General features: G+C 64.7%; 9 protein-coding genes. 8 read left to right on the forward strand and 1 reads right to left on the reverse strand.

The features are described 5' to 3' along the window. Positions 1-257: 257 nt before the first annotated feature. From ACZ89F_RS27790 to ACZ89F_RS27805, 4 genes are all read left to right on the forward strand, one after another. Positions 258-4,223 carry a peptidoglycan-binding protein gene (locus ACZ89F_RS27790; protein ID WP_476095202.1) on the forward strand — a complete coding sequence of 1,322 codons (3,966 nt, stop codon included), beginning with the start codon at positions 258-260 and terminating at the stop codon, positions 4,221-4,223. A 192-nt stretch (positions 4,224-4,415) separates the two neighbouring features. Further along, positions 4,416-5,339 carry a sulfite exporter TauE/SafE family protein gene (locus ACZ89F_RS27795; RefSeq protein ID WP_378987258.1) on the forward strand — a complete coding sequence of 308 codons (924 nt, stop codon included), beginning with the start codon at positions 4,416-4,418 and terminating at the stop codon, positions 5,337-5,339. Beyond that, positions 5,339-6,130 (forward strand): TIGR02186 family protein, encoded by a 792-nt coding sequence (locus tag ACZ89F_RS27800; RefSeq protein ID WP_476095203.1) that lies wholly within the window; start codon positions 5,339-5,341, stop codon positions 6,128-6,130. Before ACZ89F_RS27795 ends, ACZ89F_RS27800 begins: the two co-directional genes overlap by 1 nt. Before the next feature lie 170 nt (positions 6,131-6,300). Beyond that, on the forward strand, positions 6,301-7,557 hold the full coding sequence (locus tag ACZ89F_RS27805) for an Hsp70 family protein (RefSeq protein WP_476095204.1): 1,257 nt from the start codon (positions 6,301-6,303) through the stop codon (positions 7,555-7,557). 10 nt (positions 7,558-7,567) lie between these two features. Here ACZ89F_RS27805 and ACZ89F_RS27810 read toward each other — a convergent pair whose 3' ends face one another. Further along, on the reverse strand, positions 7,568-8,476 hold the full coding sequence (locus ACZ89F_RS27810; protein WP_476095205.1) for a LysR substrate-binding domain-containing protein: 909 nt from the start codon (positions 8,474-8,476) through the stop codon (positions 7,568-7,570). Here ACZ89F_RS27810 and ACZ89F_RS27815 point away from each other — a divergent pair. Genes ACZ89F_RS27815 through ACZ89F_RS27830 form a run of 4 tightly spaced genes read left to right on the forward strand, consistent with a single transcriptional unit; the run spans position 8,426 to position 13,355 of the window. Then, positions 8,426-8,758 (forward strand): hypothetical protein, encoded by a 333-nt coding sequence (locus ACZ89F_RS27815; protein WP_476097487.1) that lies wholly within the window; start codon positions 8,426-8,428, stop codon positions 8,756-8,758. The genes ACZ89F_RS27810 and ACZ89F_RS27815 overlap by 51 nt on opposite strands. Then, entirely contained in the window at positions 8,755-11,685 is a 2,931-nt protein-coding gene (locus tag ACZ89F_RS27820) for a molybdopterin oxidoreductase family protein (RefSeq protein WP_476095206.1), read from the forward strand. Before ACZ89F_RS27815 ends, ACZ89F_RS27820 begins: the two co-directional genes overlap by 4 nt. Beyond that, entirely contained in the window at positions 11,682-12,416 is a 735-nt protein-coding gene (locus ACZ89F_RS27825; RefSeq protein ID WP_476095207.1) for a 4Fe-4S dicluster domain-containing protein, read from the forward strand. The genes ACZ89F_RS27820 and ACZ89F_RS27825 overlap by 4 nt, the downstream gene beginning before the upstream one ends. A 3-nt stretch (positions 12,417-12,419) precedes the next feature. Further along, the gene (locus tag ACZ89F_RS27830; protein WP_476095208.1) at positions 12,420-13,355 is read left to right on the forward strand and encodes a dimethyl sulfoxide reductase anchor subunit family protein; all 936 of its coding nucleotides are present in this window, start codon (positions 12,420-12,422) and stop codon (positions 13,353-13,355) included. Positions 13,356-13,359 lie beyond the last annotated feature (4 nt).

The following is a 13,359-nucleotide window of genomic DNA, read 5'->3' on the forward strand; positions in this document are numbered from 1 at the left end:
CGCACCGTCAAGCCGGCGGCCAACATCCTTTCAACTTCTTAAGTTTGGTTAACGCGTTGTTTACCACGTTGGGCGAAATGTGGGCGCGTCGGCTACCCGTGTTTATCCTGTATCGAATTTTTCACGGTTTTTCGGAGCGCGGGTGAGAACCCGGGAAGCTCGTCTTCCACCGCGGCATAGCCGCAGGTCGCCTTCGTTCCGACAGGGACTTGGGGGAACTGGCCACGAGCCAGCCATTCTGAAAGACGGACGCACCGATGAACAGCAAGCGGTCCTATCTCGATACACTCAACGCCGGCAGGCAGCGCAGGCCGCAGACCACGCTCGAGCAGTTGAACCAGTCGCTGGAGACGCTGGAGCAGCGGCTGGAGCGGACGCGCGAGGATCCGATGGCACGTCCCGACCCCCGCCAATCCGATCCGCGCCAATATGGCGCCGATGCGCGCTATCCCGCCGCCCGGCCCACTGGCCAGCAGCGCTGGTATGAGGATCCGCAGCCGGCGCCGCGCCCGAAGAGCCCGATGCAAGGAGCCACCGCTTACCAGGCCATTGCCCGCGACATCGATCGCGTGCGCGGCCAGGAGGACGGCGTGGCCATGGTCGGCAAGATCGCCGGCGAATTGCGCGGCATGCGCGAGGAATTGCGCCACCAGATGACATCAGGGCTGCAGCGCGAATTCGAAGCGCTGCGCAAGGACATCGAGCGGGCTTTCCAGTCGGGCGCCAGGCCCGGAGCCAAGGGCAGCGCCGAACTCGGCCTTGAGTTCGAACGGCTTTCCGGCGCCATCCAGACGCTGGCCGAGAAGAGCGACGACAGAAGCGTCAACATGCTGCGGCTTGAGCTCGAACAGGTCAAAGCCGCGCTCGAGACGCTGGCACGCGAAGAGAGCGTGCAGAAGGTCGACCGCCGCTGGGACGATTTCGATCGCCGCTGGACGGCTTTCGAGGACCGTGTCGACGCCGACCAGCGCAAGCGCTCGGACGATCCGGGCCTGTCTGTCCTGACCGACCGGCTGGAGCAGATCAGCAATGCGGTCAACAATCTGCCGGAATCGCTGTCGCTGCGCTCGCTCGAGGAAAAGGTGCGCACGCTTGCCGGCGCCGTCGACCATTTCGCCAGCCAGCAGGACAATCGCGGCAGCGACACGCTTGGCATGATCGACGAGCGGCTGGACGAGATTTCCCGCGCCATCGTTGCATCGACGGTCGCGGCGCAAGCGAATTCATTCGACCACGAGGCTTTCGAGCGCATCGAGAGGCGGATCGACTCGCTTGCCAGCCAGATCGAGGAAGTGGCGCAGGATCGTCCAGGCAACGCGGTCATGGACCGGCTGAGCACGCTGTCGAGCCGGGTCGACGAGCTCGCCGGCCGCGCCAATCTGCCCGAGCAGGCGATGGAGCGCCTGGCCAAGCAGATCGCACTCATTGCCGACAAGATCGACCAGGCGCCCGCCATGCCCGACGCCGACTACGTCTTCCACGGGCTGGAGCAGCGCTTCGACGTGCTGTCGGGCATGATGGAACGCCGCCAGGGTGACGCTATCGAACAGGGCAACATGTTGTTCCGCGATCTCGAACGCCGGCTGGACGAGGTCGCCGACAGGCTTGACCAGCGCATGCCGCAGGTCGACAGCGCCGGCATCATGGAAGCCATCGATGCCCGCTTCACCGCTTTGGCCAAGCGCATGGAAACGCGTGTTCCCGATCCCGCAGGCGAAGCGGCTATCCGCGGCCTGGAAAGCCGGCTCGAAGACATCTCAAGCCGGCTGGACGCATCGGCAGCGCAGGTGGCCGGCATCGATCCGGCGCTGATCCGCAGCCTGGAGGCGCAGGTCGCCGGCCTGTCCGCCCATCTTTCCAAGCCCAGCACGCCGCTGCCGGAATTCGAGGACATCAGCCCGCGTCTCAACGAAATTGAAAAGTCCCTCGCTGGAACCCGCGATTCCATCCTTGGCGCGGCGCGCGAAGCGGCCGAGAACGCAGTACAATCGCTGGCCGGTTCGAGCGCCAATACCACCGCCGTTTCCGGCCTCGCACAGGATTTGAAGACGCTTGAGACGCTGACGCGGCGCTCCGACGAGCGCAATTCGAGAACGTTCGAGGCCATCCACGACACGTTGCTCAAGATCGTCGACCGGCTGGGTTCGCTGGAACCCGGCGAGCCGGTCGAGGCGATGAGCGAACTCCTGGATGCGGCACCGGTCGAGCCGAGCAACTGGCGCGGCGCACGGCGACCCAAGATGGCCGTCGACGCGCCGTCGATGGATATCGATCAGCCCCTGCCATTGACTGGGGACATGGCCGATCTCGATGGCCGCGCCGCCGCCATCCTGCGCAACGAGCCGGGTGCTCGTAGCGATCTGGGCGGCCTGGGCCTGGGTATTGGCACGCGCACGCCGGCCGAGGCCGCAGCGGCTGCGGCCATGGCTGCTCTCGGCTCCGACACGATTGTCGAGAAGAATGAACAGGCGGGCGGCCGCAGATCGATGTTCGGCGGGCTGGCCCGCGCCTTCAAGGGCAAGAAGGAGGCGGACATTCCGCCGTTGGCCGGCTCGGCGCCGAGTGCTCCGGTACCGAGCGTCGATCTCGACGAGCCGCTCGATCCGAAAATGGCCAACCGGCCGCTGGAGCCCGGCTCCGGCGCACCTGACCTCAATGCCATCATGAAGCGCGTGCGTGACGAGCGCGGCCAGCCGGCCAAGCCCAGCGACACCGATGCCGCGAAATCGGATTTCATCGCCGCGGCCCGGCGCGCGGCGCAGGCTGCGGCCGCCGAGGCCGATGCGCTGAAGCGCCAGTCGACTGTGACCGGACCGGTGAAGGCGCTGCGGATCGGCGACCTGCTCAAGGCACGGCGCAAGCCGATCTTGATGGGGACAACCGCGATCTTGCTAGCGCTGGGCGCCCTGCAGCTGGGCAAGGCCTTCTTCGCCGATCCCGTCCAGGTGGCAAGCAACGATGTCGCGCCGATCGTCGCCTCGCAGCCGGTGAAAACCGCCTCATTCGACGCCGCTGGCCAGCCAAAGGCAGACATTCAGCTTCCGGCAGCAGAAAGCGCGCCGGACCGTGTCGTCAGACAGGCCGAACCATCCGACCCGCTGACCAAGGACGATATGGCATCGCAAACCCCGGTGGCCGCGCCGCCAGCCCAGCCGGCTCCTGCACCATTCGCTTCGGCTGCGCCCGCCGATGCGAACACGGCGGCGTCCGACACAACAGCTTCTGCTGTGCCCGCCCCGGGCGCTGCGACCTCCGCTGAAGCAACCGATGCCGACACCCAGCCGATGGCGGCTCAGCCGACCACCGCCAAGGACACCACGGGCGCGGTTGCGCCAGTGGACGCTTCGCCGGCGGCGACGACGGCAAAGTTCGACATTCCCGCTGACGCCGGCCCGGTCGCCTTGCGCGATGCCGCCGCCGGCGGCGATGCCAAGGCGCTGTTCGAGATCGGCTCGCGCTATGCCGAGTCGCGCGGCGTCAAGGAAGACATGGCGGCAGCGGCCAAATGGTACGAGAAGTCGGCGGAACTCGGCTTCGCACCGGCCGAATATCGCATCGGCAATTTCTACGAAAAGGGCATCGGCGTCACGCGCGACATCAAGAAGGCGAAGACCTGGTACCAGCTTTCCGCGGCGCAGGGCAACGCCAGCGGCATGCACAATCTGGCCGTGCTGTTCGCCATGGCGGCGGACGGCGTGACCGACAATGAATCGGCCGCGCACTGGTTCCAGGCGGCGGCCGATGTCGGCGTCAAGGACAGCCAGTTCAATCTCGGCATCCTCGCCGCCAAGGGCGTCGGGATGAAGCAGAACCTCGAAGAGTCCTACAAATGGTTCGCGCTGGTCGCCAAGACGGGCGACAAGGATGCCGCGGCCAAGCGCGACGAGATCGCCAATGCGCTGCGGCCCGAGCAGCTCGAACGCGCCCGCGCCGCGGCCGAACTGTGGAAGGCCAAGCCACTTGATGCGGCAGCCAATTCGGCCGACATTCCCGAATCCTGGCAGGACGGCGCACCGCAGACGACCGCCAGCATCGACATGAAGAAGGCGGTCCAGAACATCCAGCGCATTCTCAACAAGAACGGCTACGACGCCGGCGGCGCCGACGGCAAGATGGGTCAGAAGACGAAGACCGCGATCATGACTTTCCAGACCGACAACAAGATGCCGGCGACCGGCGAGGTCGATGAAAAACTGGTCAAGGCGCTGCTGGCGCGCAAATAACGGCAGAGGCGTCGCTTCCACGACGCCCTTGCCACACATTTGCCTGTTAACTGATTGAGATGTTTTTTGTTTCGGCGGCGTAGCGCGGTTTGACTTCGCAACACCTCCGGCGCAAGAACGAATTGGCTTGTCGGTCCAAGATGCCCGCAACGGTTGCATTCGCCGACAGGCAGAACTGATCGAGACTGACGGGTGGGCATCTATCTCCCGATCGCGGAAATTTCCGTCAACGTCTTCGTCCTGCTGGCCATGGGCGCGGCGGTGGGTTTCCTGTCGGGCATGTTCGGCGTCGGCGGCGGCTTCCTCATCACGCCGCTGTTGATCTTCTACAACATACCTCCGGCGATCGCGGTCGCCACCGGCGCCAACCAGGTCATCGCCTCCTCCGTCTCCGGCGTCCTTTCGCACATGAAGCGAGGGACGCTCGACTTCAAGCTCGGTGGTGTGTTGCTGGCCGGCGGTATTGTCGGCTCCACCGGCGGCATCTACGTCTTCGCCTTCCTGCGCAGGCTCGGCCAGCTCGACCTGTTCATCTCGCTGCTCTACGTCGTGCTGCTCGGCACCGTCGGCGGGCTGATGCTGGTCGAAAGCGTCAATGCGCTGCGCGCCACGCGCAGCGGTGCGGCACCGGTGCTGAAGAAATCCGGCCAGCACAACTGGATCCACCGCTTGCCGCTGAAGATGCGCTTCAGGGCCTCAAAACTGTTCGTCAGCGTCATCCCGGTGCTCGGCCTTGGCGCCGGCATCGGCTTCCTGTCGTCGATCATGGGCGTCGGCGGTGGCTTCATCATGGTGCCGGCGCTGATCTATCTGCTGAAAGTGCCAACCAATGTCGTCATCGGCACCTCGCTGTTCCAGATCATTTTCACCTCCGCCTATACGACGCTGGTCCACGCCACCACCAACCAGACGGTCGACGTCGTGCTGGCCTTCCTGCTGATGGCGGGCGGCGTGGCCGGCGCGCAATATGGCGCCAAGGCCGGTCAGAGGCTGCGCGGCGAGCAGCTCAGGGCCCTGCTGGCGCTGCTGGTGCTGGCAGTGGCGATACGATTGGCGATCGATCTTTTCGTCACCCCGCCCAATCTCTATTCGCTGTCCGCAGCGGGCCTCAACTGATGAGGGCTCCGAACGCGTTCGCAACCGCCATTTTCCTGTCGCTGCTTGCGGCCGCCGTGCCGGCGAAGGCACAGGTCCCGCTGACGGAAGGCATCCAGATCGGGCTCTCCACCGACAATGTCTCGATCACCGCCGGCTTTTCCGGCGCCGACCTGACCATCTTCGGTTCGCTGGAAAATCCTGATCCACTCGTCGCGCGCCAGGGCCGTTACGATGTCATCGTCGTGCTCGAAGGCCCGCCCAAACCGGTGGTGGTGCGCCGCAAGGACCGGGTGCTCGGCGTCTGGGTCAATCTGGACTCCGAGACCTTCGAGAACGTGCCGGTGTCCTATTCGGTGGCAACAACCCGGCCGCTGCAGGACATCACCGAACCCAACAGCTACAAGCAGCTGTCGCTCGGCGCCTCCAACCTCTACATGCAGCCCGCCGATGCCGGCGACAGCCCGGCGACCATCGAGGAATTCACCGCGGCACTGCGCGAACGCAAGTCGGCGACCGGCCTCTACAGCGAGAATGTCGGCGGCGTGCAATTCCTGTCGCAGAACCTGTTCCGCGCCACCGTCAGGCTGGCGCCCAATGTTCCGGTCGGCACCCACAAGGCGCGCGCCTTCCTGTTCAAGAGCGGCCTGTTCATCAAGGAAAGCTCGGCCCAGCTCGAAATCCGCAAATCCGGTTTCGAACAGTCGATCTTCCGTGTCGCCCACAATTATTCATTCCTCTATGGCGTCTTCGCGATATCGCTGGCCATGCTGACCGGCTGGCTCGGACGGCTGATCTTCCGGCGCGATTAGAACTTTTCCCGAAAAGTGGTTTCCCTTTGCGGGAGCATGCGGTAGACCGCGCTCCCCAGCCAACTTGCAGACACAAACAATTCGGTTCGGCAGAGCAGCCCGTGCCCCGGGCAGCGCGCGATTTCTCATGGCGCCTATCGGCTCGCCGACGACAAATACAGGAACTTGTCATGCGACCAGCCTTCGGCGGCATCGACTTCGGTACTTCGAACTCCACCGTGGGCGTGGTCCGCAACGGGCAGCCGCGCCTCGTCGCGCTGGAGGATGGCCAGGTCACGCTGCCCAGTGCCGTGTTCTTCAACTTCGAAGACAACCGCACCTGTTTTGGCCGCCACGCCATTGCCAACTACACCGACAGCATCGAAGGCCGGCTGATGCGTTCGCTGAAGAGCGTGCTCGGCAGTTCGCTGGCCCACGAGAAGACCCGTATCAAATCGCGGTCGATCGGCTTCATGGAGATCGTCGGCATGTTCCTCGGCCATCTCAAGAAGAGGCTGGAAGCAGATGCCGGCGATACGGTCGAGACTGTCGTGCTTGGCCGGCCGGTGCAATTCGTCGATGACGACGCCGAAGCCGACGCGAAGGCGCAAAGCGAACTCGAGAATGCCGCGCGTGCCCAGGGCTTCAAGCACATCGCTTTCCAGTTCGAGCCGATCGCGGCGGCGCTCGACTACGAGCAGAAGGTGACGCGCGAGGAACTGGCGCTGATCATCGACATGGGCGGCGGCACGTCGGACTTCTCGATCGTGCGCGTTTCACCGCAGCGCTCCCGTTCCCTCGACCGCAAGGACGACATCCTGGCCAGCCGGGGCGTCCATATCGGCGGCACGGATTTCGACCGGCTGCTGAGCATCGCCCATGTGATGCCGCAGCTCGGCTATCTGACGCCAACCAGGGACGGCAAACGCAACCTGCCGGCAAGCTACTTCATCGACCTCGCGACATGGCAGCGCATCAACCTGGTCTACACCGCCAAGGCGATGACGCATCTGCGCCAGATCCGCTACGAGGCCGAGCGCGCCGACCTGGTCGACCGCTTCATCCACATCGTCGAACACCGCTATGGACACGCGCTGGCGGCACTTGTCGAGAAGGCCAAGATAGCGCTGACCGACAACTCGTCCGCAGAGGTCGCGGTGAAGCTGCCGGGCGCGGAGTTCGCCGCCGAAATCACACGCAGCGGGCTGGATGCGACGATTGCCAGGGACATCGAGCGGGTCACGGCAACGGTGGGACAGACCATCCGGGATGCTGAGGTGAAGCCGTCCGACATCACCGCGGTGTTCCTGACCGGCGGATCGACCGCGATCCCGCTGGCAAGGCGGGAGATCCTGTCGCTGGTGCCGCAGGCATCCGTCATCGAAGGCGACATGTTCGGCTCGGTCGGACTTGGCCTGGCGCTGGATGCTCAGCGAAAATTCGGCTGACGCGGCCCACTCACGGGCGAGCGGGCGCCATTTCGTCGGCGCCGGCGCCGAGATGCGCCTTGAGCGCCATCTGGGCCAGGCTTGCCTGGCGATCGCGATGGGTGATCATGGCGAAGTCGCGTTTGGGCAGTTCGAGCGGCACGGACCTGAGACTGCCTTCGGCCACGGCGCGGGCCACGACAAGCTCCGAAATGATCGTGGCGCCGGCTCCCGCCTCGACCGCCTGGCGGATCGCCTCGTTGCTTGGCAGCACCAGGAATATCTGCAAGTCGGCGAGTGAAATTCCTTCGCGGCGCGCCAGGTCCTCCAGCACTTCGCGCGTGCCCGAACCGCCCTCGCGGATGATCCAGCGCAAGTCCTTGATGTCGGAGTGGCCGGGCGCGACTTCGGCGATCTCCGGATGCGAGCTGGCGACCACCAGCATCAGCCTGTCGACGTCGACCTTGGTGCGGCGCAAGATGTCGGACTCGGTGCGCCCCTCGACCAGGCCGAGATCGGCCGCGCCATCGAGGACATTGGCCTCCACCTGCCTTGTGTTGCCGATGGAGACGCTCAGCCTGACGGCGGGATAGGCTTCGTGGAAGGAAGCCAGCCGGCGCGGCAGCCAGTAACTGGCGATGGTCTGGCTGGCGGCAATCGAGAGGCTGCCGGTGACCGTCTGCGAGACATGCTCCAGAACATTGCGGGCGGCGGCGGCCCGTTCGAGCACGGCCTTGGCCTCCGGCAGGAACCGGTGTCCGGTCTGGGCAAGCTCTATGTTGCGGCCGACCCGGTTGAACAGATGCACGCCGTGCTGTTCTTCAAGCGCTCGGATGGCGGCCGATGCGGCCGACTGCGAGATGCCCAGCAGTTCCGCCGCCTTGGTCATATGGCCGCGCTCCGCGACGGCGACGAAAATCCGCAACTGGTCCAGGGTCATGAGCGCATTAAGAACCAATATCGATCGAATTTACAAGAACAACTGATTAGACAGATCGATAGCTTCATTCTAAGTTTTCGAGTGAAGTTAGAAAAAATTCGCCGAGAGATCGCAGAGAGCAGAATGATCGGGCGGTTCAGATCCCTGCTTGCGCATTGGACCCGCGGCATAAGGCGGCGGCTGGCCGGCGATCGCTATCACCCGGAAGAGCACTACATGCGCGGCCCCGGACCGAAGACACGGGCCAAATCCGCTGGCCGCGCAGGCGCCAACGGATCATGATGCAGGGACCGCCGCGCGGCGCGAATTCGGCACCATCGCAACGCCCGCTCGCCGACACGCGCGCACCGGACGAAGGCGACGGCGTCGACACCTCGCCTGGTGTTTCCGACAGCATTGCCAAGACGACCTGCTACATGTGCGCCTGCCGCTGCGGCATCGACGTGCACATCAAGGATGGCAAGGTCCGCTACATCAACGGTAACAAGGACCATCCGGTCAATCGCGGCGTGATCTGCGGCAAGGGCAGCTCCGGCATCATGCAGCATTACAGTCCGGCAAGGCTGAAGAAGCCGTTGCTGCGCACCGGTCCGCGCGGCTCCGGCGAGTTCCGCGAGATCGAGTGGGAAGAGGCGTTCTCGATCGCGACGGAGCGGCTCTCGGCCATCCGCCGGACCGACCCCAAGAAACTGGCCTTCTTCACCGGCCGCGACCAGTCGCAGTCGCTCACCGGCTGGTGGGCGAGCCAGTTCGGTACGCCGAACTTCGCCGCCCATGGCGGCTTCTGTTCGGTCAACATGGCGGCGGGCGGTCTCTACACGATCGGCGGTTCGTTCTGGGAGTTCGGGGAGCCCGACTGGGACAACACCAAGTACTTCATGCTGTTCGGTGTCGCCGAGGACCACGATTCCAATCCGATCAAGATCGGTCTCGGCAAGCTCAAGGCGCGCGGCGCCAAGGTGGTGTCGATCAATCCGTGCCGGACCGGCTACAACGCCATTGCCGACGACTGGATCGGCATCCGGCCTGGCACCGACGGGCTGTTCGTGTTCGCTCTCATCCACGAATTGCTGAAAGCCGGCCGCGTCGATCTCGAGTATTTGCTCCGTTATACCAATGCCCATTCGCTCGTCATCCAGGAGCCGGGTGCGACCGATGACGGGCTGTTCGTGCGCGATGCCGACGGCAATCCGCTGGCCTGGGACAGAGTGGCGAAGACACCGGTCAGCGCCACCGACGCCAGTGCGAAACCGGCACTGACCGGCAGCTACACGATCGGCGGACGCCGCTGCGTCCCGGTGTTCCAGTTGATCGCCGACCGCTACCTCGATGAGAGCTATGCACCGGACGCGGTCGCCGAGCGCTGCGGCATTGCGGCCGGTACGATCCGCAGGATCGCCGCCGAACTTGCGCATGTCGCCTTCGAACAGACGATCGAGTTGCCGATCGCCTGGACCGACTGGGCCGGGCGCCGCCACGAGACGATCAAGGGGCGGCCTGTCTCGATGCACGCCATGCGCGGCATCTCGGCCCATTCGAACGGTTTTCACACCTGCCGCGCCATCCATCTCCTCCAGGTGCTGTTGGGCACTGTGGATGTCCCCGGCGGCTTCCGCTTCAAGCCGCCCTATCCCCGTTCCGCACCGCCCGGACCGAAGCCAGCCGGCAAGATGGTCAAGCCGATGACGCCGCTCGACGGTATGCCGCTGGGCTTCGTCTGCGGGCCGGACGATTTGCTTGTCGACGAGGCCGGCACACCTCTTCGCATCGACAAGGCCTACTCGTGGGATGCGCCGCTTGCCGCGCATGGCCTGATGCACACCGTCATCCGCAATGCCTGGGCCGGAGATCCCTACAGGATCGACACGCTGATGATGTACATGTCGAACATGGCGTGGAATTCCTCGATGAACACCGTCGAGACCATGGCGATGCTGACCGACCATGATGGCGAGGGCAATTACAAGATCCCCTTCATCATCTATTCCGATGCCTATTATTCCGAGACGGTGCCGTTCGCCGACCTCGTGCTGCCGGACACGACCTATCTCGAGCGCCACGACTGCATCAGCCTGCTCGACCGGCCGATCAGCCATGCCGACGGACCGGGCGACGCCATCCGCCATCCCGTCGTGGAGCCGGATCGCGACGTCAGGCCGTTCCAGTCGGTGCTGATCGAACTCGGCGCGCGGCTTGGCCTGCCCGGTTTCGTCGATGAAGACGGCTCGGCCAGATACCACGACTATGCCGATTACATCGTCAATCATGAGCGCACGCCCGGTATCGGCCCGCTCGCCGGCTGGCGTGGCAAGGACGGGACCTCGACCGGCAGGGGCGAGGCCAATCCGGACCAGTTGCAACGTTACATCGACAATGGCGGCTTCTGGCATCACGACTTCGCTGACGACCAGCGCTACTACAAGATGGCCAACCGCTCCTATCTCGACTTCGCGGAGCAGATGGGCTTCATCCCGAAGGCCAAGCCGATCGTCTTCCAGCTCTATTCCGAGCCGCTGCAGCGTTTTCGTCTGGCCGCGCGGGGCCATGGCCGCGTCGTGCCGCCGGAGGGCGATCGCCAGCGCATCGAGACCTACATGGACCCGCTGCCCTTCTGGTACATGCCGTTCGAGGAAGCGGTCGTCGACCTCGAAAAATATCCGCTGCATGCGCTGACGCAGCGGCCGATGCATATGTACCATTCCTGGGGATCGCAGAATGCGTGGTTGAGGCAAATCACCAGCCAGAACCGGCTGTTCGTGCATCACCGGACCGCAGCCGGCCTCGGCCTTGTCGACAGCGACTGGGTCTGGATCGAAAGCATCAATGGCAGAGTGAAGGGGCAGATCAAGCTGATCGACGGGGTGAACGAAAGCACGGTCTGGACCTGGAACGCCATCGGCAAGCGGCGCGGCAGCTGGGGGCTGAAGGACGACGCGGCTGAATCCAACCGCGGCTTCCTGCTCAACCATATCATCGGCGACCAGACCTCGGCGGGTGCCCAGGGCAAACGCTATTCGAATTCCGATCCGGTGACCGGCCAGGCGGCATGGTTCGACCTGCGCGTGCGCATCGTCAAATGCGCGGCGGAAGAAGCCGGCTTCACCGAGCCGCAGTTCGAGCGGTTCCAGCAGCCGCCGCATTTCGAACCCTCGCCCGACAGGCTGACTTTCGGCGCTGAATTCCGCCGGGCAAGAGAGGCGGCCAAATGACCTGTCTGCCAAGTCAAAGCGGCAAGAAGCTCGGCCTCGTCATCGATCTCGACACATGTGTCGGCTGCCAGGCCTGCGTCACCGCCTGCAAGGAATGGAACACCGGCGGCCACATGGCGCCGCTGACCGACATCGACCCCTATGGCGGCCATGTCGACGGCGTCTGGTTCAACCGCGTGCACAGCTATGAGCACACCACCGAGACGGGCGGGCGCACGGTGAATTTCCCGCGCTCCTGCCTGCATTGCGAGACGCCGGCCTGCGTCACCGTCTGCCCGACCGGCGCATCCTACAAGCGCGCTTCGGACGGCATCGTGCTGATCGATGAGGACAAGTGCATCGGCTGCAAATTGTGCAGCTGGGCCTGCCCCTATGGCGCACGCGAATTCGACACCGATGTCGGCGTGATGAAGAAGTGCACGCTGTGCGTCGACCGCATCTACAACGACAATCTGGCCGAGGAAGACCGCGTGCCGGCCTGCGTCGCCGCTTGCCCGACCAGTGCCCGCCATTTCGGCGATCTCGGCGATCCGCAGTCGGCTGTCTCGCAACTGGTGGCGGAACGTGGCGGCGTCGACCTGATGCCTGAGCTCGGCTATCACCCGACCAACAAATACCTGCCGCCACGCGCCCACACCACGCGCGCCGCATCGGTTCCCGCGCTGGCACTCGAACCGGTGCGCGCCGAAGGCGGCTTTCTCGGCTGGGTCGACCGCATGCTTTCGAACTAGCCCATGCATCCAGCCTTCTCCGTCGTCTTCTTCACCACCGCCACCGGCGCCGGCTACGGCCTGCTCGCACTGCTCGGTGTGCTCGGAGGCTTCCAGATCATCCCACCCGATTTCCGGCTGGGCTTCATCGGCATGGGACTGGCACTCGGCCTGATCGTGGCCGGGCTGCTGTCGTCGACGGGTCATCTGGGCCGCCCCGAACGCGCCTGGCGGGCGTTCTCGCAGTGGCGCAGTTCTTGGCTGTCGCGCGAAGGCGTCGCCTCGGTCCTCACCTTCATCCCGGCGGGACTTTTCGGCATCGGCTGGGTCTTCTTCGGCCGCAGCGGCGGTTGGGTGGCTGTGGCCGGGTTGCTGACGGCCTGTGGTGCGGCCGTCACCGTCTGCACCACCGGCATGATCTATGCGTCGCTGAAGCCGATCGCCCAATGGCACAGCCGTTTCACGCTGCCCGGCTATCTCATCTTCTCGGCGATGACCGGCAGCGTGTTGCTGAACGCGCTGCTGCAGGGGTTTGCGCTTGGTTCGAAAATCATTCTGGCGGCTTCCATATTGCTGACCTTGTTCGGCTGGGGCTGGAAACTGGCGACCTGGCGCTACAATGACCGGCTGGAAATCCCGACCACCGCCAACACCGCGACCGGGCTGACCGGCGGCACGGTGCGGTCGCTGGAATGGCCGCATACCGAGGAAAACTATCTGCTCAAGGAAATGGGCTTTCGCATCGCGCGCAAGCACAGCGCGCGGCTACGCCAGATCACGCAGCTCCTGGCCTTCGCCCTGCCCGTCTTGCTGCTGGTTGCCGTCTTCGGCCTGCCTTGGCCTTTCGCGGCAGCGCTGTCGGCGATCGCCGCGATCGCCCAGTTCGCCGGCATGCTGGTCGAACGCTGGCTGTTCTTCGCCGAGGCGAAGCACACCGTCACGCTCTACTACGGCAGATAGGACA

Source organism: Mesorhizobium sp. USDA 3734 (assembly GCF_056279665.1).